General features: G+C 61.7%; 20 protein-coding genes and 1 tRNA gene. 9 read left to right on the top strand and 12 right to left on the bottom strand.

Annotation, left to right across the window (positions count from 1 at the left end):
* The first annotated feature begins 28 nt into the window (after positions 1-28).
* From ASC86_RS14200 to ASC86_RS14175, 6 genes are all read left to right on the top strand, one after another.
* Positions 29-1504 (top strand): amidohydrolase family protein, encoded by a 1476-nt coding sequence (locus ASC86_RS14200; RefSeq protein WP_056322105.1) that lies wholly within the window; start codon positions 29-31, stop codon positions 1502-1504.
* Positions 1505-1663: 159 nt separating this feature from the next.
* Positions 1664-2692, top strand: a complete 1029-nt coding sequence (locus tag ASC86_RS14195; RefSeq protein ID WP_056322104.1) for an amino acid ABC transporter substrate-binding protein — start codon at positions 1664-1666, stop codon at positions 2690-2692.
* A 122-nt stretch (positions 2693-2814) separates the two neighbouring features.
* Positions 2815-3963 (top strand): ABC transporter permease subunit, encoded by a 1149-nt coding sequence (locus ASC86_RS14190; protein WP_056322101.1) that lies wholly within the window; start codon positions 2815-2817, stop codon positions 3961-3963.
* Positions 3964-3965: 2 nt separating this feature from the next.
* A complete protein-coding gene (locus tag ASC86_RS14185) occupies positions 3966-5060 on the top strand; it encodes an amino acid ABC transporter permease (protein ID WP_082510179.1) in 1095 nt (364 codons plus the stop codon).
* Positions 5053-6492, top strand: coding sequence for an amidohydrolase family protein (locus tag ASC86_RS14180; RefSeq protein WP_056322098.1), 1440 nt, complete (start codon positions 5053-5055; stop codon positions 6490-6492). Before ASC86_RS14185 ends, ASC86_RS14180 begins: the two co-directional genes overlap by 8 nt.
* A gap of 126 nt (positions 6493-6618) precedes the next feature.
* On the top strand, positions 6619-7278 hold the full coding sequence (locus ASC86_RS14175) for a peroxiredoxin (RefSeq protein WP_056322096.1): 660 nt from the start codon (positions 6619-6621) through the stop codon (positions 7276-7278).
* Between the two features lie 271 nt (positions 7279-7549).
* Here the strand turns inward: ASC86_RS14175 and ASC86_RS14170 are convergent, their stop codons facing one another.
* The 3 genes from ASC86_RS14170 to ASC86_RS14160 form a co-directional block, all read right to left on the bottom strand.
* Positions 7550-10735 (bottom strand): multidrug efflux RND transporter permease subunit, encoded by a 3186-nt coding sequence (locus ASC86_RS14170; protein WP_056322093.1) that lies wholly within the window; start codon positions 10733-10735, stop codon positions 7550-7552.
* Positions 10736-10860: 125 nt separating this feature from the next.
* Positions 10861-12045: an efflux RND transporter periplasmic adaptor subunit gene (locus ASC86_RS14165; RefSeq protein WP_056322090.1), complete on the bottom strand. Its 1185-nt coding sequence runs from the start codon at positions 12043-12045 to the stop codon at positions 10861-10863.
* A gap of 38 nt (positions 12046-12083) precedes the next feature.
* Positions 12084-12896: an alpha/beta hydrolase gene (locus ASC86_RS14160; RefSeq protein ID WP_056322088.1), complete on the bottom strand. Its 813-nt coding sequence runs from the start codon at positions 12894-12896 to the stop codon at positions 12084-12086.
* 160 nt (positions 12897-13056) lie between these two features.
* On the opposite strand from ASC86_RS14160, the gene ASC86_RS14155 reads away from it, so the two are divergent.
* Positions 13057-13986 carry a LysR family transcriptional regulator gene (locus ASC86_RS14155; RefSeq protein WP_056322087.1) on the top strand — a complete coding sequence of 310 codons (930 nt, stop codon included), beginning with the start codon at positions 13057-13059 and terminating at the stop codon, positions 13984-13986.
* A 9-nt stretch (positions 13987-13995) separates the two neighbouring features.
* Here the strand turns inward: ASC86_RS14155 and ASC86_RS14150 are convergent.
* A tRNA-Ile gene (locus ASC86_RS14150) sits at positions 13996-14071 on the bottom strand.
* A gap of 152 nt (positions 14072-14223) precedes the next feature.
* Between ASC86_RS14150 and ASC86_RS14145 the strand changes: the two genes are divergently transcribed.
* Positions 14224-14967, top strand: a complete 744-nt coding sequence (locus tag ASC86_RS14145) for an SIMPL domain-containing protein (protein ID WP_056322084.1) — start codon at positions 14224-14226, stop codon at positions 14965-14967.
* A gap of 215 nt (positions 14968-15182) precedes the next feature.
* Here ASC86_RS14145 and ASC86_RS14140 read toward each other — a convergent pair whose 3' ends face one another.
* From ASC86_RS14140 to ASC86_RS14125, 4 genes are all read right to left on the bottom strand, one after another.
* Positions 15183-15572 carry a hypothetical protein gene (locus ASC86_RS14140; protein ID WP_056322081.1) on the bottom strand — a complete coding sequence of 130 codons (390 nt, stop codon included), beginning with the start codon at positions 15570-15572 and terminating at the stop codon, positions 15183-15185.
* A 164-nt stretch (positions 15573-15736) separates the two neighbouring features.
* A complete protein-coding gene (locus tag ASC86_RS14135; protein WP_056322079.1) occupies positions 15737-16141 on the bottom strand; it encodes a ketosteroid isomerase-related protein in 405 nt (134 codons plus the stop codon).
* A gap of 134 nt (positions 16142-16275) precedes the next feature.
* Complete coding sequence (locus ASC86_RS14130; RefSeq protein ID WP_056322076.1) at positions 16276-16698, bottom strand: secondary thiamine-phosphate synthase enzyme YjbQ; 423 nt, start codon at positions 16696-16698, stop codon at positions 16276-16278.
* Positions 16699-16725: 27 nt separating this feature from the next.
* Positions 16726-17079, bottom strand: coding sequence for a DUF1428 family protein (locus ASC86_RS14125; RefSeq protein WP_056322073.1), 354 nt, complete (start codon positions 17077-17079; stop codon positions 16726-16728).
* 350 nt (positions 17080-17429) lie between these two features.
* On the opposite strand from ASC86_RS14125, the gene ASC86_RS14120 reads away from it, so the two are divergent.
* Positions 17430-18536: a branched-chain amino acid ABC transporter substrate-binding protein gene (locus ASC86_RS14120; RefSeq protein WP_056322070.1), complete on the top strand. Its 1107-nt coding sequence runs from the start codon at positions 17430-17432 to the stop codon at positions 18534-18536.
* A 249-nt stretch (positions 18537-18785) separates the two neighbouring features.
* Here ASC86_RS14120 and ASC86_RS14115 read toward each other — a convergent pair whose 3' ends face one another.
* From ASC86_RS14115 to rpoD, 4 genes are all read right to left on the bottom strand, one after another.
* Complete coding sequence (locus tag ASC86_RS14115; protein ID WP_056322068.1) at positions 18786-19742, bottom strand: DUF930 domain-containing protein; 957 nt, start codon at positions 19740-19742, stop codon at positions 18786-18788.
* Between the two features lie 95 nt (positions 19743-19837).
* A complete protein-coding gene (locus ASC86_RS14110) occupies positions 19838-20668 on the bottom strand; it encodes an MBL fold metallo-hydrolase (RefSeq protein WP_348270770.1) in 831 nt (276 codons plus the stop codon).
* Positions 20669-20721: 53 nt separating this feature from the next.
* Positions 20722-22119, bottom strand: a complete 1398-nt coding sequence (locus ASC86_RS14105; RefSeq protein WP_056322066.1) for a family 16 glycosylhydrolase — start codon at positions 22117-22119, stop codon at positions 20722-20724.
* A 234-nt stretch (positions 22120-22353) separates the two neighbouring features.
* On the bottom strand, positions 22354-24402 hold the full coding sequence (gene rpoD, locus ASC86_RS14100; RefSeq protein WP_056322063.1) for an RNA polymerase sigma factor RpoD: 2049 nt from the start codon (positions 24400-24402) through the stop codon (positions 22354-22356).
* Between the last annotated feature and the right edge of the window lie 144 nt (positions 24403-24546).

The raw sequence follows: 24546 nt of genomic DNA, 5'->3' as shown, positions 1-24546 counted from the left end.
AAACGCTAATATTTCGGAGGAAAGCGGCATGGGCAACATTTTGCTGTCGAACGGCACGATTGTCACTGTGGATCGCGCGCGGCGCATCATCGAAAACGGTGCGCTGGCGATCGAGGGCGACAGGATCGTCGACATCGGCACGACGGAGGAACTGGCGCCCCGGCATACGGACAAGACCGCCATCGATTGCCGCGGCAAGCTGATCATCCCCGGCCTTATCGACGCCCACGGCCATGCCGGCCATGCCCTGATCCGCAGCATCGCCGCCGATACCAACGCGCTGTGGATGAAGATCGTCACTCCGACCTATTATCACTATGTCACCCGCGATTACTGGTATGCGGATGGCCTCGTCTCCGGCATCGAGCGGCTGCGCGCCGGCGTCACGACTTCGGCCAGCATCATCACCTCGATGCCGCGCGCCGACGATCCGGTCTTCGCCATCAACCATGCCCGCGCCTATAGCGAGATCGGCCTACGCGAAATCATCTGCGTCGGCCCATCCGGCCTGCCCTGGCCGCACCCCGTCACCCGATGGGAAACCGGCAAGCCCGAGCGTCGCCACATCTCTTTCGAAGAGATGATCGAAGGCTCCGAAGCCGTCATCGAGGCGCTGAACGGCACCGCCGACGGCCGCATCCAGGTCTACCTCACCCCCTTCACTATCGTTCCCTCGGTCGAGCCCTCCAACGCTTCGTCGCCGGATCAGGCGGTGAAGCTGACGGAAGGTGACCGCATGCAGGCGCGCCGCGTGCGCGAGACCGCGCGCAAATGGGGCGTGCGGCTGCATTCCGATGCCTTTGCCGGCCAGATCCGCATGGCGTTTCAGGACAAGGAAAACGCCCTGCTCGGACCGGATATCCATCTGCAGCACTGCTGGGGCATCTCCCATGACGAGATCGACATTCTCGCCGAAACCGGCACCCGCGTCACCCACGCCCCTCCCGGCCGCGCCACGCCGATCATGGAGATGATGTCCAAGGGCATCCGGGTGGCGATCACCACCGACGGCGTCTCTCCGAGCCGGCATTTCGACATGCTGCAGACGGCGCGGCTGGCGCAGTTCACCCAGCATCTGCTTCACAATCACGACCGCTACCTGCTGCCGCCGGGCAAGATCTTCGAAATGATCACCATCGATGCCGCCCATGCGCTCGGCATGGAACATGAAATCGGCTCTCTGGAAGTCGGCAAGAAGGCCGACATCACCATCATCGACATGATGAAACCGCATCTGATGCCGAACTGGATGCCGGTACACCGGCTGGTGCACCAGGTGCTCGGCAGCGATGTCGACACCGTCATCGTCGACGGCAAGATCCTGATGGAAGGCGGCAAGGTGCTGACCGCGGACGTGGATGCCGCCCTCGCCTTCGGTCAGGAGGAAGCGCTGGCGCTCGCCGCCCGCGCGGGCCTTGAAGCCCATATGCACGATCCCGGCTGGAGCCGGCTCTATCGCACCTTCGAGGAGCCCGTCGTGCCGCCGCAGCCTCCGGTCTGCTGACACCGGTTCCATCCAACGCGGAATCTTCCGATGGAAGCGGAAGACTCCGTGTTGTCAGTGCGAGAAAGATATTGTAGACAAAACTGTAGGCATTATCGAGAACCAAGGCGAAGAGGAGTTGCCGACGATAATGCCGCCAATCCATAGAGGGAGGATTTTATGGAAAAACGCATTCTGACAGGCGCACTCGGCGCCGTTCTCGGCCTGATCGGAACCGTAGCGGCGGGGACAGCCCACGCGGATACGCTCGACACCGTCAAGCAGCGCGGCAAGCTCATCTGCGGCGTCTCGCTCGCCACGCCGGGCTTTGCCGCCCCCGACGACAAGGGCCGCATGGAAGGCTTCGATGCCGACGTATGCCGCGCTGTCGCAGCCGCCGTCTTCGGTGACGGCGAAAAGGTCGAATACGTCCCGACCAACATCAACACCCGCTTCCAGGCGCTGCAGTCCGGCGAAATCGACATCCTGTCGCGCCAGACGACCCAGACCTACACCCGCGACGCCTCGCTCGGCCTCGATTTCGCACCGGTCGTCTTCTATGACGGTCAAGGCCTGATGGTGCAGAAGTCGCTCGGCGTCACCAGTGCTGCCGAACTGAAGGACGCAGCCATCTGCACCCTGCCGGGCACGACGACGGCGCAGAACCTCAGCGATTTCTACGGCAAGCTGGGCGCCAAGTTCGAACTCGTCGTGTTCGAAAGCCCGGATGAAAACCGCGCCGCCTTCTTCAGCGGCCGCTGCGATGCGATCTCGTCGGACCGCTCCGACCTCGCCTCGATCCGTGCCGTTTCCAACAACCCGGACGACTATGTCGTTCTGCCGGAAACGATCTCCAAGGAGCCGCTGGCGCCGGCCGTTCGCCAGAACGATTCGAACTGGCACGACATCGTCTCGTGGTCCGTCTGGATGCTGATGGCGGCTGAAGAAAAGGGCATCACCCAGGCAAACGTCGACGAAAAGCTGAAGAGCGACGATCAGGAAATCCAGCGCATGCTGGGCGTCACCGACAATCTCGGCGAGATGCTGAAGCTCGACAACAAGTGGGGCTACAACATCGTCAAGTCGGTCGGCAACTACAGCGAAGTCTTCGAGCGCTCGCTCGGCGAAAAGACCAAGCTCGGCATGACCCGCGGCCCGAACAATCTGTGGAACGCCGGCGGCCTGCTCTACGCTCCGCCCGTCCGTTGAGTTGAACGACCGCGCCTGCCTTTGTTTGTCGTATGTCGTTACGCAAAACCGCACGACACTTTTGCGCGACATGCTCTTGCAGGCGCGGTCATCACTCCCGGCTTCATTGACGGAGGGCTTCCATGGCTCTGCTGAACGACGCGCGCTATCGCGCGCTTTTCTATCAATGGCTGGCGATCGGCGTGATCGCTCTGATCGCCTGGTCGATGTTCTCGACCGCAAGCCATAACCTCGCCAAGAACGATATCGCCACCGGCTTTTCCTACCTGTCGCGGCAGGCGGGCTTCGTCATTAGCGAGGCAGCGATTTCCTATGAGCCGACGGATACGGTCGCCCGCGCGCTGCTCGTCGGCCTTGCCAACACGGTCAAGGTCTCGTTGCTCGCCGCCGTCCTCGGCACGATCCTTGGCCTGCTCGTCGGTATCGGCCGCATGTCGCGCAATCCGCTGTTGCAGCGGCTGATGCTTGCCTATGTCGAGGCGCTGCGCAACGTGCCGCTGTTGCTCTATCTGCTGTTCTGGTACGCGATGATTATCAATGTGCTGCCGCCGGTGCGCGCCGCACTGCCGCTGGCGCCGCATGTCTACCTGTCGAACAGCGGCCTCGTCATACCCGCCGTCACCTTCGAGCGCGGTTTTGAGCTGGCCTTCGCCGCCCTCGTGATCGGCATCGCCAGCGCGCTCGTCATCCGACACTTTGCGCTCAAGCGCCGGCTGGCGACGGGAGTGTCGAACCATGGTGCGCTGTTTGCTTTGATCACGGCCCTCGCGCCGATCGCGCTCGTCGTTCTCCTCGGCGGCATCGCCATGACCTTCGACCTGCCGGAGAAGGGCCGCTTCCGTCTGACCGGTGGCCTGCAAGTCAAGCCGGAATTCGTCGCCCTGATGTTCGGGCTGGCGCTGAGCGTCTCAGCCAACGTCGCCGAAATCGTCCGTGCCGGCATCCAGGCCGTCAACAAGGGCCAGTGGGAAGCCTCGATGGCGCTCGGCCTGCCACGTCGGCGCACCATGCGGCTCGTCATCCTGCCGCAGGCGCTGCGGCTGATCATTCCGCCGCTCACCAACACCTATCTCACCGTGTTCAAGAACAGTTCGCTGGCCATCGCCATCGGCTATCCGGATCTGGTGATGGTCTCCAACACCGTCATGAACCAGACCGGACAGGCGATGGAGACGATCGCGCTCTTCATGGGCGCCTATCTCGGCCTGTCGATCGCCATTTCGCTTCTTATGAACTGGTACAACAAACACGTGGCCCTGAAGGAGCGCTGACCGTGACGGACCTTCAACTCGCGCTCGCCCCCATCGCCGCGCAGGCCCCGCCCCGGCGGCAATCCCGCCTGTGGCGGGACTGGTTCGGCACGCCGGGCAACGCCCTGATCACCGTGCTCTGTGGCGCCGCCCTGATCGCCATCGGCTGGTTCGCCGTTAAATGGCTGTTTCTCGATGCGACCTTTGCCGGCACGCCGGAAGACTGCAAGGCGGGCCACGGCGCCTGCTGGCCGTTCCTCACCGCCAAGTTGCGCTACATGGCCTTCGGCTTCTATCCGTTCGAAGAGCAATGGCGGCCGCTGGTGTCGCTCCTCATCTTCCTCGCCGCCGCCGTCCTTTCGATGGTGCCGCGCCTCTGGGGCCGCAATCTTCTCATCGGCTGGATCGTCGTCATTCTGCCCGGTCTCTATATCCTGATGGCCGGCGGTATCTTCGGCCTGATGCCTGTGGCAACCACGCAGTGGGGCGGCCTGCCGCTCTCCTTCATGCTGTCCTTCATCGGCCTTGCCTGCGCGTTGCCGCTCGGCATTCTGCTTGCACTGTCGCGCGCTTCCGACCTGCCGGTGATCCGCGTGCTCGCCACCAGCTTCATCGAGATCGTCCGCGGCGTGCCGCTGATCAGCATCCTGTTCATGGCGACGGTGATGCTGCCGCTGTTCATGCCGGAGGGCGTGACGGTCGACAAGCTGATGCGGGCGCAGGTCGCCATCATCATCTTTGCCGCCGCCTATATCGCCGAGATCGTGCGCGGCGGCCTGCAGGATGTGCCAAAGGGCCAGACGGAGGCAGGCGCCGCGCTCGGCCTCGGTTATTGGCCGGTCATGTTCAAGATCGTGCTGCCGCAGGCAATCAAGAAGGTCATTCCGCCGCTCGTCGCCCTGTTCATCGGCTTCTTTCAGGATACGACGCTCGTCACCATCGTCGGCCTGCTCGATTTCCTCGATACGGTGCGCTCGGCCATGCGCGACCCCGCCTGGCAGGGCATTGCGGTGCTGGAAGGCTATGTCTTCGCCGCCGCCGTCTATTTCACCTTCAGCGCGCTGATGGGAGCCTATAGCCGCTTCCTCGAACGTTATTTCAGGACAACCCATGACTAAGCACGTCATCCGCAATATCGAAACCATCGTCGCCTATGACAAGAAGACCGGCACCCATGCCTATCTCTCGGATGCTGACATCGCCTTCGACGACACCGCGATCCTGCATGTCGGCGGCCGTTACGACGGGCCGTTCGACACGGAAGAACAGGGCCGCGGCCGCATGCTGCTACCGGGTTTCGTCAACATTCACTGCCATTCCGATGAAGAACCGCTGTCGAAGGGCATTTTCGACGACATGGGCACCGCCGCCCTCTGGGGCCAGGCGATGTACGAATATTCGACCCTCATCGAGATCAGCGAGGAAGCCCGCGAGGCCTCGCTGACCGTCATGCTCGGCGACCTCATCCGCAGCGGTGTCACCACCCTGCTCGATATCGCCGGCCCGCACGACGCCTGGCTGCCGACCCTCGTCAAAAGCGGTGCCCGCGCCTATGCGGCACCGGGCTTTCGCGAAGCGCAATGGCATGTCGAAGACAGCCATCGCCTCGACTATCGCTGGGACCCTGCGCATGGCCGGGAAGCCTTCGAGCGGGCACTGGCCTGCGTCGATGCCGCGCAAGCGCATCCTTCAAGCCGCCTCGGTGGCATCGTCTCGCCGTCGCAGGTCGAAACCTGCTCGCCGGACCTTCTCATCGAAGCCGCCGCTGCCGCGAAGAGTCGTGGCGTGCCGATGACCGTGCACGCCGCCCAGACCATGGCCGAACACGAGGAACTGCTGCGCCGCACCGGAAAGACCGCCGTGCGCTATCTCGACGATCTCGGCATTCTCGACGAAAACCTCATCCTCGGCCACTGCATCTTCATCGACAGCCATTCGTGGACGCGCCAGCGCAGCGAGGCCGACATGGCGCTGCTGGCGAAACGCGGCACGACCGTCGCCCACTGCCCCGTCACCTTTTCCCGCAGCGGCATGATCCTCGAATCGATCGGCCGCTACCGCCGCGCCGACGTCAATGTCGGCCTCGGTACCGACACCTATCCCTACAACATGCTGGAAGAGATGCGCCGGGCGCTGATCTGCTCGCGCATCGCCGGCAAGAGCGTTTTCGACCTGAAGACATCGGATATCCTTGAGATGGCAACGCTTGCCGGCGCCAAGGCGCTGGGACGACAGGATATTGGCCGCATCGCCGTCGGCGCCAAGCCGGATTTCTCGCTGGTGGATCTCAACCATCCCGCCATGCAGCCGATCCACGACCCCTTGCGTAACCTTCTGCATTGCGCCGCCGAACGCGCGGTTGAGGCCGTCTATGTCGATGGCCGCTGCATCGCCCGCAATGGTCGCCCGACCGAATTGGATTACGACGGCGCGGTGCAGGTGATGCGCGAGGCGATCAAGTTCACGCTCGACCGCACCCCCGCCAACGATCCGCGCGGCCGCTCGCTCTTCGAACTTGCCCCGCTTTCGCTGCCGTCCATGAGCCGATAGAAGATTGTAAAAACAGCGCAATTTGTCTGAATCTTGGAATAAACTTCCTTGAACAAGGGCAAATGAGAATCGAAAGTGTCGTCCGAACCTTTCCCACGACAACGGCTTCAGACGAAGAGGACTATCATGAGCCTGCGTATCAACGACATCGCGCCGGATTTCACGGCGGAAACCACCCATGGCACGCTGAGCTTCCATGACTGGATCGGCGACGGCTGGGCGGTCCTGTTTTCCCATCCGAAGAATTTCACGCCAGTCTGCACCACCGAACTCGGCACCATGGCGGGTCTTCAGGACGAATTCGCCAAGCGTGGCGTGAAGATCGTCGGCATCTCCATCGACCCGGTGGAAAGCCACGCCAAATGGAAGCAGGACATCAAGATCGCCACCGACTTCGACGTCGAATATCCGCTGATTGGCGACCGTGACCTGAACGTCGCCAAGCTCTATGGCATGCTGCCGGCCGAAGCGGGCGCCTCCTCCGAGGGCCGCACGCCGGCTGACAACGCCACCGTGCGCTCCGTCTTCGTCATCGGCCCCGACAAGAAGATCAAGCTGATCCTCACCTACCCGATGACGACGGGCCGCAACTTCCACGAAATCCTGCGCGCCATCGATTCGATCCAACTGACCGCCAAGCATCAGGTGGCGACACCCGCCAACTGGCAGCAGGGCGACGACGTCATCATCACCGCCGCCGTCTCCAACGAAGACGCCGTCAAGCGCTTCGGCTCCTTCGACACCGTGCTGCCCTACCTGCGCAAGACCAAGCAGCCGGCTGCTTGAACGGAAAAGTCATTCAAAAAGAAACCCCGGAGGCGATGTCTCCGGGGTTTCTTTTTTGTCCGCACTCTCTCCCTCTGGGCCACCCTCGGGCCTGCCCCTAGGGTCCACGCCGCCGGCAATGGATGGTCGGGTCAAGCCCGACCAAGACGGAGGAGAGGACGCAGATCAGGTGGCGAGTTGGGAGTGGCGCAACTGCCAGCACAGTCCTCCCCCAAACGACAAAACCCCGGAGGTATCCCTCCGGGGTTTTTCTTTGGCTCTCGCCCTTCCCTTACTCTGCCGGCACCGGATGCGGCGCAGCCGTCGCTTCCGCGTGCTGGATCAGCGGACGGTTGCCCGTCAGCTTGCGGACCAGCACATAGAACACCGGCGTCATGAAGATGCCGAAAAAGGTGACGCCGATCATGCCGGAGAAAACCGCGACACCCATGGCGGCACGCATCTCGGCACCGGCACCGGTCGATGTGACCAGCGGCACTACGCCCATGATGAAGGCAGCCGACGTCATCAGGATCGGGCGCAGGCGCAGGCGGCTTGCCTCGACCGCAGCCTGGATTGGTGTCCTGCCGGCAAATTCCAGCTCGCGGGCGAATTCGACGATCAGGATCGCGTTCTTCGCCGAGAGCCCCACAAGGACGATGAGGCCGATCTGGGTGAAGATGTTGTTGTCTCCTCCGGTCAACCACACGCCCGTCAGCGCCGCAAAGACCCCCATCGGCACGATCAGGATGATCGCCAGCGGCAGGGTCAGGCTCTCATATTGGGCGGCGAGCACGAGATAGACGAGCAGCAGCGCCAGCGGAAAGACGAGGAAGCCGGAGTTGCCTGCCAAAATCTGCTGGTAGGTCAGGTCCGTCCACTCGAAGTCGATGCCCTTCGGCAGGGTCTCTGTGGCGATGCGCTCCACGGCGGCCTGCGCCTGCCCCGAGGAAAAGCCCGGTGCCGGCCCGCCATTGATGTCGGCGGCGAGGAAGCCGTTATAGCGCGTGGTACGTTCCGGCCCCGTCGTCGCCTCGACCTTCAGGAGCGCCGAAAGCGGGATCATCTCACCCGATTGCGACCGCACCTTCAGCGCGCCGATATCTTCGGCACGAGCCCGAAACTTCGCATCCGCCTGCACCCGGACGCTATAGGTGCGGCCGAAGGCGTTGAAGTCGTTGACGTAGAGCGAACCTAGATAAATCTGCAGCGTATCGAAGACATCCGTTACCGAGACCCCGAGCTGTTCGGCCTTCTCGCGGTCGAGATCGGCGTAAAGCTGCGGCACGTTGATCTGGAAGCTTGAAAATAGTCCTGCCAGTTCTGGTGTCTGGTAGGCCTTCGCGAGGAAGGCCTTGGTTGCCTCGTCGAGCGCCTGATAGCCGAGCCCTGCCCTGTCCTCGATCTGCAGCTTGAAGCCGCCGGTCGTGCCGAGGCCCTGCACGGGCGGCGGCGGGAACATGGCGATGAAGGCATCCTGAATGGCGCCGAACTTCTGGTTGAGCTGCATGGCAATAGCGCCGGCCGAAAGCTCCGGTGTCGTGCGTTCCTCGAAGGGCGCCAGCGCCACGAAGACGATGCCGGCATTCGAGCCATTGGTGAAGCCGTTGATCGACAGGCCGGGGAAAGCGATGGCGTGCTCGACGCCGGGCTGGGCGAGCGTGATCTCGCTCATCTTCTTGATGACATCCTCGGTGCGGTCGAGGGTGGCGGCATCGGGAAGCTGGGCGAAACCGATCAGATACTGCTTGTCCTGCGCCGGTACGAAACCGCCGGGAACCGCCTGGAACAGCTGATAGGTGCCGCCGACCAGAACCAGATAGACCAGCATCACAAGGCTCTTGCGCGACAGTATCTTGCCGACGCCCTTGCCATAGGCATTCGAGCTTGCGCCGAAAGCCCGGTTGAAGCCGCGGAAGAACCAGCCCAGCGTGCGATCCATGAAGATCGTCAGCCAATCCTTCGGCGCGTCATGGCTTTTCAGCAGCAGGGCCGAAAGCGCCGGCGACAAGGTGAGCGAGTTGACGGCCGAAATGACCGTCGAAATGGCGATGGTGAGTGCGAACTGGCGGTAGAACTGGCCGGAAAGGCCGGTGATGAAGGCAAGCGGCACGAAAACCGCAACCAGCACCAGCGCGATCGCGATGATCGGGCCGGAGACTTCGCGCATCGCCTGATAGGTCGCCTCACGCGGAGACAGCCCGTTTTCGATATTGCGCTCGACATTTTCCACCACGACGATCGCATCATCGACGACGATGCCGATCGCCAGCACCAGCCCGAAGAGACTGAGCGCATTGATCGAGAAGCCGAACACATACATCACCGCAAAGGTGCCGATAATCGAGACCGGGACGGCCAACAGCGGAATGATCGACGCCCGCCATGTCTGCAGGAAGAGGATGACGACGAGAACGACGAGCGCAATCGCTTCCAAGAGCGTATCGACGACCTTCTCGATCGACGAGCGCACGAACTGGGTCGTGTCATAGACGATATCGTAGCGAACGCCTTCCGGCATCGCGACCTGCAGCTCGTCCATGGTCGCCTGCACCTGATCGGAAATCTCGATGGCGTTCGAGCCCGGTGCCTGGAAGACGGGGATGGCGACGGCCGACTTGTTGTCGAGCAGCGAGCGCAGCGAATAATCCGCAGCGCCCAGCTCGATGCGGGCGACATCACCGAGGCGGGTGATAGCGCCGTTTTCACCGCTCTTGACAATGATGCGGCCGAATTCCTCGGGCGACTGCAGCCGGCCCTGCGCATTGACGGAAAGCTGCAGGTCGATGCCGGTGAGGTTCGGCGAGGCGCCGATCACGCCGGCTGCGGCCTGAACGTTCTGCTGGCGGATCGCAGCGACCACGTCGCTTGCCGCCAGCCCGCGCTCGGCCGCCTTCTGCGGATCGATCCAGATGCGCATGGAGTAATCGCCGGAGCCGAAGATCTGAACCTGCCCGACGCCATCGATGCGCGCCAGCCGGTCCTTGATGTTGAGGACTGCATAGTTGCGCAGATAGGTGATGTCGTAGCGGTTGTCCGGCGAACTCAGATGGATGACCATCATCAGGTCCGGCGAGCTTTTGACCGTGGTGACGCCCAGCGTGCGCACCTCGGCCGGCAGACGCGGCTCGGCCTGGCTGACGCGGTTCTGCACCAGCTGCTGCGCCTTGTCCGGGTCGGTACCGAGGGCGAAGGTCACCGTCAGCGTCATCACGCCATCGGCCGTCGCCTGGCTGGACATATAGAGCATGTCCTCGACGCCGTTGATCGATTCCTCTAGCGGCGTCGCCACCGTCTCGGCGATGACCTTCGGGTTGGCGCCCGGATATTGCGCTCGGACGACGACGGAGGGCGGAACGACTTCGGGATATTCCGAAATCGGAAGCGATCGCATGCCGATCAGGCCGGCGATGACGATCAACAGCGACAGGACACCGGCAAACACCGGGCGGTCGACGAAAAATCGTGAAATATTCATGGCGGCACCCTCTCCAAAGGGCTGATTTAGGGACGAATTGTCCTAGGCCTGCGGCCACCGGCCGAAGGCACTGACACATGCGAGGGGCAACGAAGGCCGGCGGACGGACCCGCCGGCGCTGGAAATTACTGGGCGGCGGCGACTTCCGTCTGCGGATCGACCACGACGCCGGGACGCACCCGCTGCAGGCCCTTGACGACGATGCGGTCGCCGGCTGCAAGGCCCTTCTCGACGATGCGCTGGCCATCGACCGAGGCCCCGAGCTGAACCTGACGATAGTTCACCGTGTTCTTGTCATCGACAACGAACACGAACTTCTTGTCCTGGTCCGTGCCAAGCGCGCGTTCGCTGATCATCAGCCGCTTTTCCGCCTTCGGCTCGCCCATGCGGATGCGCACGAACTGGCCGGGGATCAGGCGGTTTCCGGGATTGTCGAAGATGGCGCGGACGCGGATCGTGCCACTTGCGGCATCGACTTCGTTGTCGATCAACTGCAGCTTGCCCTTCAACGGCGTGCCTTCGTCACTCAGCGTACCGATCTGCACCGGCACCTGGTCGATGGCCGGCAGCGCGCCGGAATTTTCAGGAAGCTGCGCCAGCGTGCGGGCGATCAGCTCTTCATTGGCATTGAAGCTCGCATAGATTTCGCCGGAGGAAACCAGCGTCGTCAGCGGCGACGTGCCGGAACCGGCGGCGACCAGGTTGCCCTCGGTGATCTCCAGCTTGCCGACGCGGCCGTCGATCGGCGCGCGAATTTCGGTATAGCCGAGATTGAGCTTCGCCGTGGTCAGCGCCGCTTGCGCGGCCCGAACATTGGCGATGGCTTCGTTCCGGCTACTCTGGCGCTGGGTGAAATCACTTTCCGAAATGATGTTCTTGACCACCAGCTTTTCACCGCGGACAAGCTCGGTATCGGCAAGCTCCAGCTTGGCGCGGGCCGAGGCCAGCAGGCTTTCCGCCTGCGCGACGGCGGCCTCATAGGGTGCCGGATCGATCTTCACCAGCAGATCATTGGCCTTCACCAGCGCCCCTTCGCGAAAATGAACAGACTGGATTGCGCCGGCAACCCGCGAGCGAATCTCGACGCGATCAACAGCCTCCAGCCGGCCGGAAAAATCCTGCCAGGTGGAAACATCGCGCGGCTCCACTGAAGCGACGGTGACGGGAACGGCGGGCGCCTCGGTCGCGGCCGCAGCCGGCGTGGCGTTGGCGCCCGAGGTCAGGTCGAAATGAAAGCCCACCGCTGAAATGGACGCAGCAAGTCCCAAGCCGGCGCCCCACAGGGCCCAGCGTTTCGTGTTCGACGACATCTGTATCTCCTTATGGCCCCGAAAAGGCCGGTCTTTTCTCAAAAACAGAAGGTTCTGTTTTCCAGTCCCTCTACAAAATTCTCAAATTCGGCACGCAATTCATCCGGCGGCACGCACCCCGCCGTCGCCTGTCCGTCGTAGATCTGCGTCCAGCCCCGACAGGCGGGGAGCACGCGGTTCTTGACCTTGACACCGGCGGCGGCAAGACGGGCCGCATAACCGGCGGCTTCATCCCGCAACGGGTCATCTTCCGACGTCAGGATCAGTGCGGGAGCCACCCCTGACAATCGCGAGCAATGACACGGCGCGGCATAGGGATGGCAAAATCCGCCGGAGGAACCGAGATAATGGTTCCAGCCGTCCGTCCAGCGGTCACGCATGCCGGTATCCTCCGCTTCGCGGAAGGAAGCCGTCGCCATCAGCGGGTCGACGAGGGGCGAGAGCAAAATCTGCCCGTCGATCTCATTCGGCATCTGATCGCGCGCCTTGAGCGCGACGCCCGCCGCCACATTGCCGCCGGCTTCTGCACCGGCGACAAACAACAACGGTCGGCGGCCGACCTTGCGCTTGGTACTGACGCAGCGCAGGGCCGCGAACGCAAATTCGAGCGCCATAGGAAAGACGTTTTCCGATGGCTGCGAATAGTCGGCCTCGATGACGACGGCGCCGGAATTGGCGAAAACCCGTGCGATCGGGCTTTCCTCATCCCGGCTCTTGTCAAGGAAGGAGCCGCAGCCGAAATACAGAACGACCGGTGCTTTCCTCGCCTCTTTCGAGCCGTCATAGATCCGGATGGGCATGGTGCGATGCGTCGCTCCATCCACTTCCATCTCTTTCCATTCGCTGCTCATTGCCTTTGCCTTTCGCACGCAACTCACTGTCCCGAAGGATGGGTGCGCGCTTTCACTTGGGATTTATATCATTATCCGTCCGAACTTGGATAAGGGCGGATAATCGGATATCACTATTCGAAATTTCGAATAATAGTGCAATGCAGCGAAGGATTGGCTCATGGACCAGCTTGCCGCCATGCGGGTTTTCGTACGCGTCGTGGAGACAGGCAATTTCTCCCGCGCCGCGGTCGCGCTCGGCATGCCGAAAACCACCGTCACCAACCTCATCCAGGGGCTGGAAGCGCATCTGCGCACGACGCTGCTCAACCGCACCACGCGGCGCGTGATGGTGACGACCGATGGCGCACTCTATTACGAACGTGCCACCCAGATCATCTCTGAAATCGAAGAACTGGACGGCAGCCTTTCCAACTCGCAGGCCCAGCCTTCCGGCCGGTTGCGCGTCGAAATGGCCGGCGCCTTCGCCGATCTGATCGTCATCCCGGCGCTCTGCGACTTTCATTCGCGCCACCCCAACATCCATATCGACCTCGGCGTCGGCGACCGGCTGGTGGATTACATGGCGGAAAACGTCGACTGCGCGTTGCGCGCGGGTACACCGACCGACCAGTCGCTGATCGCCCGCAAGATTTCCGAGATCGAACTGGTGAGCTGCGCCTCTCCGATCTACCTTGAAAAGTGCGGCATGCCGGCAACACCGGAAGACCTGACGCGCGATCATTTCGCCGTCGGCTACCTGCAGGCGCAGGCCGGCCGTATCCTTCCAATGGAATTTTCACGCGATGGCGAGACGAAGGAACTCACGCCCCGCTACGTCGTTTCAGCCAACGACACCCGCTCCTACATGACCGCGGTCCTGACCGGCCTCGGCGTCGCCCAGTTGCCGCTTTTCATGGCACGCGAAGCGCTTGCCGACGGACGCCTGGTGCCGGTGCTTTCCGAATGGACCCGCGAGCCGCTACCGCTCTACGTCGTCTATCCGCAGACACGCCACCTCAGCAACAAAGTGCGCGTGTTCGTCAACTGGCTGGTGGGCCTGATGCGTGATATCGATCGGCCGATACGGAAACAAGTTATTGAAAAATAAAAATAATATTGGTGGGCCCGGAGGGACTCGAACCCCCAACCAAGCGGTTATGAGCCGCCGGCTCTAACCATTGAGCTACAGGCCCTTCCCGCCAATGCAGGATACTGCCGACCAATGGCAGACGGCAGCGGTCTGGCTCTAGCCGAAATTCTCATGTCCCACAAGGCTTTGCCGTAATGCCTACACAATCTATAGTCACCAAGAGCCTCAGGGACGATCAATTGGAGAGAACCATTCATGACGATCAGGAATTTTTCGCGTCCGGTGTTCGGCATCGCAGCCGCAGCCGCCATCGCACTTTCTGCCGCCACCGCCGTCAAGGCCGAGGACAATGCGCCGCGTGAAGCCGTTATTTCGGTTTCCGGCGAAGGCCGCTCGGCCATCACGCCGGATATGGCCGTCCTGTCCTTCAGCGTCGTCAGCGACGCAAAGACCGCGCGCGAAGCCCTCGACGCCAACAACAAGTCCATGACCGACGTGCTGAAAGCCCTGAAGGATGCCGGCATCGCTGAACGCGACCTGCAGACATCGGGCTTTTCCATCAATCCGCAATACCAGTATCCCGACAACAGCGATGGCGGCAACAAGCCGCCGGTGCTGATCGGCTATCAGGTCGCCAATTCGCTGACGATCCGCGTGCGCGATCTTCCGAAACTCGGCGGTATCATCGATCAGGCCGTGACGCTGGGCGTCAACCAGGGCGGCAGCATCTTCTTCACCAACGACAAGCCGGAAGCGGCCCTCACCGAGGCTCGCAAGGCCGCCGTTTCCGATGCGATGGAAAAGGCCAAGGTGCTTTCGCAAGCCGCCGGCGTTTCGCTCGGCCGGGTGATCGAGATCTCCGAAAATTCCCGTACCCCCGAGCCAGTGCCGATGATGCGCGCCATGTCCAAGGAATATGCCGCCGATGCCGTGCCGGTCGCTGCGGGCGAAAACACCTACAATGTGACCGTCAACGTCACCTTCGCTATCAAGCAGTAACAACGACACCGTCATCCGGCCCTTGGCCGGATGACGATCACGAGTTGAAGTCCCTCAATGCAGAAAAACCTCCCGCTGGAACAGTGGGAGGTTTTTTTGTTGCTGGTATTGGCCTTAGAGTATGTCAGGTTCAGGTTGAACCTGACATACTCTATGTTCTTTTGTTTTCGTTTCTCTTTTCGGGAAAACCGGGTTCCGCTTTTCCCTGACAAACTCTAGCGGCCGATGACCGGGCAACCGCGAGCGTTGGCGAAAACGATCCGGCGGTAATCACCATGGCGGCGGCCTTCGACGACGACGCGGCGCGGGCTCATGTGAACCACCTGGGCGCGGCGCAGGCCGTAGTCGCGGGCCTTGTCGGTGGCAATCCACGGGGCGCAACGGCCGCGGCGATCCTGGTCCCAGCCATGATGACGGTCACGGTCCCGGCCGCGACCCCAGTCACGCTCGTCACGATAGCCGCCGCCATACTGCACTTCGACGATATTGCCGGAGCGGACGCCGAAGGACAGGGTTTCGGCAGACGCCGACGCCGCACCCAAGCCAGCGAAACCGGACAGGCCCATCAGGCCGACGACCATCAGTTTTGCAAAAAGCTGTTTCATTGTTTGTCTCCTTCAACATGGTTTGCTCTGCCCCGGACTTCTCGGAAGAGAAGGCCGTTCACGCGGGCTATGGAGAGGAGATTAGAAGCGCGCACCTGAACACGGCTCGAACCGGCCGTTCATGCTTGGTTCAGGCGGAATGAGAGGCGAATGACGAAGCGGCCTCAGCGGGCAAGCATCTGTTCGAACAAGCGAATATTGCGATAATGAGTGAGCCGCGAGATGAGACCGCCGTCGAATTCGAAGACGAAGACACTGGCGATGGAATAGCTCTGTCCCGTCGCCTGGGGGAGACCGGGGGCGGTCTCGCGGTAGCGGCCGCGCGCGGTCGTATCGATGGCGGCGCGCTGGCCGAAACCATCATGCATCACCACCATGTCGCCGAACTCTTCGTCGAAATAGCGCAAATGACTCATGATCGCCATGCGCAACGGATCGGCGCCGATGGTGCGCTGGCCGAGCATTGAATCGAAGGCGACATCCTCGTCGAGAAGGCCTGCGATGGCCTGGAAATCGCGATCGTTGAGCGCTTCCACGAAGCGGCTGGCGATGGTTTGGGCGTCGGTCAACGATCTATCCTCCTCGCTTGGCTGAAATCAGCGGAACGATAACGCCAAACCTCTGATTTCGTTCCACGAATGGAAGGAGAATCGCAGGCTGTACGGATAAGCCTGCGCCTTCGCAAAACCGGTGTCCGGAAAAATCAGGGGCTGAGATGAAGCACGATTTCGCGGCGGTGCGGCCGGCTGCGGTGCTCGAACAGATAGATGCCCTGCCATGTGCCGAGCATCAGCCGGCCGGCCGAGACCGGGACGGAGAGCGAAACCTGCGTCAGCGCCGCCTTGATATGGGCAGGCATGTCGTCGGGGCCTTCCATGGTGTGGTGCAGCCAGGACATGGACGGATCGTCGCCCGACGGCACCAGCCGGTTGAAGAAGGCCTGCAGATCGCGTTTGACATCCGGGTCGGCATTTTCCTGGATCGTCAGCGAGCAGGATGTGTGGCGCACGAAAAGCGTCAGCAGCCCCTCGCCCCGTCCCGCCTGCGCGACGAAGGCGGCGGCCTCGTCGGTGAATTCGTAAAGGCCGGGTCCGCGCGTCGGTACGGTGAGGATGTGCTGCGGCATGGTTTCCTCGTGGATATGCAGGAAGGCCTACATTTCCAGAATACTCTTGAAACCACCATAGATCATGCGCTTGCCGTCGAAGGGCATTTTCCATTTGTCCGGCGCAAGACGTGGATCGGCCATGACTTTCGCATTGACGGCATCGCGCACCTCCCGAGACGGATAGGTGATGAAGGAGAAGATCACCGTCTCGTCGTCGCTCGCCATCACCGCCCGTGGAAACGAGGTAAGCTCACCATAGGGCACGTCGTCGGCCACGCATTCCACATAGGAAAGCGCGCCATATTCCTTCCAGACATTGCCCGCCGCTGTCGCCATTTCGAGATAGGCATCGAGATTGGCTTTCGGCACGGCAACGATGAAACCGTCGACATAGGTCATGTGCTTTTCCTCCCGTGAGTGAAATCGATGAAGGGGAGATGGTTACGCGTCTTTCGAAGTAAAGGGCCGGGGCGAAGTAAAGGGCCGGATCGGCCGCGCCAGATCAAATAAATTGAACAATCCATGAGCAAAATGAGGCTCACAACAGCCGTGAATTGCATTATTTTCTTGCGGATCGGAACCCGTTTCCGTAGCTAAACGTCGCAAGCGGCCCGCTTTCCGGTCATATTCGGCAAGGTGCCGGCCGCGATGCGACTTCGACCATGCCATGACGCCCGGAGCCGAAAGGCGGCCCGGAGCGGAAGATCGGCCGATCGTCGGGCCCTTCCGGCCCATCCAAGGAGAAAGACATGAACCTGAAGACATTGACGGGCGCCACGCTGGCTGCCTCCCTGCTGTTTGCCTCGACCGCCTATGCCGAGATCGTCATCGGCCTCGTCGCCCCGCTCACCGGCCCGGTTGCCGCCTATGGCGCGCAGGTCAAGAACGGTGCCGAAGCCGCCGTTGCCGAGATCAACAAGAACGGCGGCATTCTCGGCGAGCAGGTCGTCTTGAAGCTGGCCGACGATGCCGGCGAACCGAAGCAGGGCGTTTCCGCCGCAAACCAGCTGGTCGGCGAAGGCATTCATTACGTCGTCGGCCCGGTCACCTCGGGCGTCGCGATCCCGGCTTCCGACGTCTTCGCCGAAAATGGCGTTCTGATGGTTACCCCGACCGCAACCGCCCCGGACCTCACCGCCCGCGGCCTGACCAACGTTCTGCGCACCTGCGGCCGCGACGACCAGCAGGCCGAAGTTGCCGCCGCCTACGTGCTGAAGGCCTTCAAGGACAAGAAGGTCGCGATCATTCATGACAAGGGCGCCTACGGCAAGGGCCTCGCCGATTCCTTCAAGAAGGCGATCAATGCCGGCGGCATCACCGAAGCGATCTATGATTCCGTCACCCCCGGCGACAAGGATTTCAGCGCGCTGATCACCCGTCTGAAGGCCGATGGCGTCGAAGTCATCTATTTCGGCGGTTATCACCCGGAAGGCGGCCTGCTCGCACGCCAGTTGCATGACCTGCAGGTCAACGCCACGATCGTCGGCGGCGAAGGCCTCTCCAACACCGAATTCTGGGCAATCGGCAACGAAGCCGCGGCTGGCACCGTCTTCACCAACGCTTCGGATGCGCTGAAGAACCCGGATTCCGCCACCGCCGTCAAGGTTCTGCAGGCTGCCGGCATTCCGCCGGAAGCCTTTACGCTCAACGCCTATGCCGCCGTCGAAGTTCTGAAGGCCGGCATCGAAAAGGCCGGCAGCGCCGAAGATTCAGCTGCGGTCACAACGGCGCTGAAGTCCGGCGAGCCGATCTCGACCGCCATCGGCAAGCTCACCTATGGCGAAACGGGCGACCTCACCTCGCCGAGCTTCTCGCTGTTCAAGTGGGAAGGCGGCAAGATCGTCGCGGCTGAATAAGCCCGCGGCAGATCGGAATTGACGAGCGCCGGGAGGAAACTCCCGGCGTTTTTGTTTGGGCGATGAAGGAAGGGAGACATGCGGCATCTCCCTTCTCCCAGCCTGCGGGGAGAAGGTGGCCGACAGGCCGGATGAGGGGCAGATACCGCGGCATTCTCTAAGATGGGAGTCTTGCCCCTCAGCCTAACCCTCTCCCCGCCTGCGGGGAGAGGGAACGATAGAGATACAGTTCCCTCAGGTCCCATCATCTTACGACGATGGAAAGCCCCGTTTCCGCCACTCGCTTTTCGGCACTTCCTTCCCGATATCGAAACCGAAGGAGCGGACGACCATGCCCTCGGCATCAACCTCGCAGCGGAAAGCCAGATCGTACCAACGATTTTTGGAACGGAAGGCCGCGTGCGGCACCTTGAGCACATTGCCCTTCGGCAGCTCGAAGGACGGCACCAGTTCGGCATTGTAGGAGGGCGATCCGTTCCTCAGCTGGGAATAAAGCTCGCTGCTGCACAGCCGGGCGATGCGCTGGCCGCGTGACAGATTGCCCATCGCCTCCCGGGCGATCGGGTCTTCGCTGATTTTTTCCGAAAACAGCTTCTTCGCCTCCGGAATGTCTGCGGTAACGTCCAGTTTTTCCGGTTCAGGCTCCACCACATCGGGCTTTTCAGGTTTTGCTTCGGCAGCTTCCGGCAATGGCTCGACGGCATCGGCAAGATCAGCCTGGCTCTGCGCAGATAGCGTCTCGACCTCCGGCTTTTTCTCGACCTCTTCCGTCTTCGCCGGCTCAACCGGCTTGGTTTCCGGCTCGACGGTCTTTTCGGGCGGTGGCTTGGCGGCCTCGGCGGTGGCATCGCCATCCTTGGCATCGGCGCTGCCCGTCGCCTTTTCGGCGAATTCATAGACGGGGCGCAGCACCGGGATCGGCACCTTCTCTGCTGCCGGCTGGGCCGGAGGCTGTTCCTGTTGCTGCTTCTCTTCGGCGGCCGGAGGTGGCGGCTCCGCCTGCTTTTCTTCCGGCGGTTCCTCGGCTTTTTCCTCCGGTGGCGGCGGCACCATCTCGACGCTGACGGTCTCTTCCTCAGGCGGCGTGAAATCCGGCATTGGCAGTTGATAGAGCAGGATGCCGCCAACGACGACGTGGAGCGCGACCGAGATGATCGTGCCCCATCTCAGCTCTCGCCAGTCCCGCTTTTCATTCTGCTGCATCATTGCCTTCACACCCGCCGTCCCGGAAACCGGCGGGACGAGCCCTTCACTTTGGCGGGCAAGACCGAAATATCAAGAGCGCACTACCGCTTTTGCCGTCAGAGCGAAAGCGCCTCGCCATCCGCCGGAATGCGGAGCTGCGAGGCCGAAACGCCCCTGACGTCCGCTGCCGCCCGTAAATCCGCGCGGCTCACCGTCGCATGGTCCAGCGCTTCCATATGCACGGCAACGACAGTTGCTGCCGGCGCCAGTTCACAAACCGCGACCGTTTCGGCCGCATCCATGACGATCAGGTCACCATTCCATTTCGCCCCGCAGGAGTGGGTGACGATCACATTCGGGCGCGTGTCTCGGATCGTCTTTTCGACCGGCGGGTAAAGCACGGTGTCGCCGGCCCAATAGACGCTCGGCTCGCCCTCGCCTTCCAGACTGAAACCCATGACCGCCCCCATGAGATCGACCACCGGGCCAAGGCCGTGGCTACCTTCGCGGCGGGTCAGCGTCAGGCCGCTCCAGACGGCACGGTCGGTCAGCGGCGTGACGTCGGTAAAGCCCGCTTCACGAATTTCCTCTTCATCGCCCGGCTGACAGAAGATCGGCAGGTCCTTGCGCAGCCGCTCCTTGGCGACATCGTCGAAATGATCCGTGTGAAGGTGAGAGACGATCACCATTTCCACACCCTCAAGAATATCGTCGATCGAAACCGGCAACTCGACCGTCGGATTGGGCGACCGGCCGGTGAAGGACGGCAGCGAATGTTTCGGCGCCAGATAGGGATCGATCAGCACGGTACGGCCGGCATAATCGAGCTTCAGGGTGGCGTTGCGAAAAAGCTGGAGCTTCATGCTGATGTCCTTCTGGCTGTCGAGCGCGCCTGCAAGATGGTTGAGTGCCGGCGTCAAAACAACAGTGAATTTTCGTTTCAACAACAATGACGCCGGGCCGGCGTTCTGCAGCCCGGCGAATAGTCAGGCAAAGTCAGTCAGACCGCCCAATCCGAATCCAGTGAATAGGCGCGGACATAGTCTATCTTCATCTGCGCACCATCGGCAAAATCACCCGACGGCGTGCCGCCAGCACCCCCGACCGCCAGATTGACGACCATATACATCGGATCGTGCATATCCGAGGGCGTTGCCGCCCGTGCGATCTCGACATCGTCGAAATACCAGACCAGTTCATCCTTGGTCCAAAGCAGACCGTAATTGTGAAATCCGTCCGTGGTCGGGACGTCCGTCGCCGTGTGCTTCATCGTATGCGAACCCGTTTCCATCGAATGGACGGTCGTATGAATCGTCTGGGGCTCCTGTCCTCGCATCTCCACGACATCCAGTTCCGGCGGCCATTTGCCGTCTTCCGGCAACAGCCAGAATGCCGGCCATGCTCCCCGATCATTCGGCATATCCGCCCTGATTTCGAAATAGCCATACGTCTGCACGAAGGATGAATGGGTGGTCAGCATGCCGGACGTATAGGCGCGGCCGCCGACAGCCTGCTGCGCGCCGTCGGGCACCGGCGCGGCATCAATCGTCAAAATACCGTTGTTGACGGTAAAGGGATTGAGCGACCGCGTCGGCGCATAGGTCGGGTTGACGTACCATTGCTGTTCGCCGTTCGTATGCAGCGTGCCGCCGCTTTCCGGTGCCCAGGGAAACTTTGCGTCCCAGATGCCGCCCTTGTCGCTGCGAAGCCAAAGCGTCGAGAAATTGTCGAAGAAACTCCGGGTCACGTGGCTTTTGTCGATCGACAGATCGAACTGTTCCACCTTCAGGTCCTCGGCCCGCGTGTCGGCAAAGACGAGCTTTTCGCCATTACCAAGATCGAGACTCAGGTTATCGCCCTTCTGACTGAGCCTCCCCATCACTTGCTCGAAGGACGTCAGACCGTAACCTTTCAGGCGCACCGTATCGTCTGCACGGAAATCAGTGATGAGATCGCTCCCCGCCCCGCGCTCGAACAAAAACGTGTCTGCGCCGGCGCCACCGGAGAGCACATCATTGCCCCGCCCACCAAAGAGCGTCTGTGCGCCGGAACCGCCGCAAATGATGTTGTCGGCAGCGTTGCCAAAAGCGTGGCGCCCGTTTCCAGTCACGTCAAGATTCTCGATATTGGCGGGAAGCGTATAGCTCATCCAGGTCGAGATCGTATCGACCCCTTGGCCGGTCCCCTCTTCCGCCGTGTTATCAGCGGAATAGAGATAATAGATATCGTCGCCTGCCCCACCCTTCATCACCACCCGGACATCGGCGCTGCCCCAGAGTGAATCGTTTCCGGCCGAGCCATTCAGGATCGAGGTCGATCCAACGGCAGAAAACCAGGCCGTCGAAGCCCCGCTATAAGAGAGGGTCTTGCCTACCGCATTCACAACAGTCTTCGTCATTGGGCTGCTCCACTATCACACGCAGTAGCCCCAGCGATCGAAAGCCTAACATCGTGAAGTTGCAGGACCAAGCATTGCAGCGCAGCAAAGTTCGGTTTGCCTAACGTTCTCGAACGCTCAATCCGGCCATTGTCCCGGAAAAGAAACGGCCGTGCCCACCCGCATACCGGAACCGCCAATAAAAAAGCCGGGCGAATTGCCCGGCTTTTTTAAAACTTGTCTCTCTCGTCCCGATCAGCTGTCGAGGAACGAGCGGAGCTTGCGGGAGCGGCTCGGGTGCTTCAGCTTGCGCAGCGCCTTCGCTTCGATCTGACGAATACGTTCGCGCGTCACCGAGAACTGCTGGCCGACTTCTTCGAGCGTGTGGTCGGTGTTCATGCCGATGCCGAAGCGCATGCGCAGCACACGCTCTTCGCGCGGCGTGAGCGATGCCAGAACGCGGGTCGTCGTCTCGCGCAAGTTCGCCTGAATGGCGGCGTCGATCGGCAGTAGCGCGTTCTTGTCCTCGATGAAGTCACCGAGATGCGAATCCTCTTCGTCACCCACCGGGGTTTCGAGCGAGATCGGCTCCTTGGCGATCTTCAGGACCTTACGGACCTTTTCGAGCGGCATGGCGAGCTTTTCAGCCAGTTCTTCCGGCGTCGGCTCGCGGCCGATTTCGTGCAGCATCTGGCGCGAGGTGCGGACGATCTTGTTGATCGTCTCGATCATGTGCACCGGAATACGGATCGTGCGGGCCTGGTCGGCGATCGAGCGGGTGATCGCCTGCCTGATCCACCAGGTCGCATAGGTCGAGAACTTGTAGCCACGACGGTACTCGAACTTATCAACCGCCTTCATCAGGCCGATGTTGCCTTCCTGAATGAGATCGAGGAACTGCAGGCCGCGGTTCGTGTACTTCTTGGCGATCGAGATCACCAGACGCAGGTTGGCCTCGACCATTTCCTTCTTGGCGATGCGCGCTTCGCGCTCGCCCTTCTGGACCATGGAGACGATGCGACGGAATTCCGCGATCGAGATACCGGTTTCCGTGGCGAGATTCTGGATCTCGGCGCGGATGTTGCGGATCATCGTGCCTTCGTTCTTGGCGAATTCCTTCCAGCCCTTGGCGGCGAGGTTGGAAATCGACTTCATCCAGTTCGGATCAAGTTCCGCGCCGGAATACTGCTCGAGGAACGAATCACGCTTGACGCCGTAGCTTTCGGCAAGGCGCAGCAGGCGGCCTTCGTTCTGCATCAGGCGCTTGGAGATGTCGTAGAGCTGCTCGACGAGGCTGTCGATGCGGTTCTGGTTGAGCGACAGCGACTTGACGGCGGTGATCAGCTCGTCCTTCAGCTCCTTGTAGCGGCGCTCCTGGGCGGGAGACAGCGTACCGGTCGCCTGCAGGCGGGCTTCCACCTGCTGGTCCTGCAGCTTGCGCAGCTTCTTGTAGGTGTCGGCGATGGTGTCGAGGGTCGCCATGACCTGCGGGCGCAGTTCGGCTTCCATCGCAGCAAGAGACAGGTTCGACTCGTCGTCGTCCTCTTCCTCTTCCTCCGGCGGAAGGCCCTCGCCGCCGACATTGGTGATGTCGTCGTCGGAGGAGCGCGCCTTGCGGGTCTTTTCCTTTTCCTCGGCAGCCTTGCGGTCTGCCTCGATCTTTTCCGGGCTCTGGAACTGCGGCGCAGCCTTGGCCTCGGGACCGGAATAGGTGGTTTCGAGATCGATGATCTCGCGCAGCAGCGTCTGGCCTTCGTTGAGTTCGTCGCGCCAGATGATGATGGCCTGGAACGTCAACGGGCTCTCGCAGAGGCCTGCGATCATCGTTTCGCGGCCGGCCTCGATGCGCTTGGCGATAGCGATTTCGCCCTCGCGCGACAGTAGCTCGACCGAGCCCATTTCGCGCAGGTACATGCGCACCGGATCGTCGGTACGGTCGGTCGGTTCCTTCTTCTTGGCGGTCGCAAGCGCGGTGCCGCCGGAAGAGGTGAGTTCTCCGCCTTCGCTTTCGCTGTCATCGTCGCTGCTGTCGTCTTCGCCGGCAGCGGCTTCATCGACTTCCTCGTCCTCGACGACGTTGATGCCCATGTCGGACAACATCGCCATCGTGTCTTCGATCTGCTCGGAAGTCACTTCTTCGGAGGGCAGAACGGAGTTGAGTTCGTCCATGGTGACGTAGCCGCGCTTCTTGGCGGCCTTGATCATCTTCTTGACGGCGTCATCCGAGAGATCGAGAAGCGGGCCATCGGGAGCGCCTTCGCGTTCGGCTTCTGCTTCTTCGTTCTCTTTGACTTTGGTTGCCATTCTTCGTCGCTTTCCCTGGACAAGCATTCTTATGACGGGCGGAAACCTTTCGGCCTGCCACCGCGAATCATTACCCCTGACGTAACGGGATGATGTTTAATTCCTGATTAACCACGACAGTCACCGTGGATGATGCGGCCGGCT

Source organism: Rhizobium sp. Root1212, assembly GCF_001424985.1.
In the GTDB taxonomy this organism is placed as follows: Bacteria; Pseudomonadota; Alphaproteobacteria; order Rhizobiales; family Rhizobiaceae; genus Pararhizobium.
This window is presented reverse-complemented; position numbering and strand designations above follow the sequence as displayed.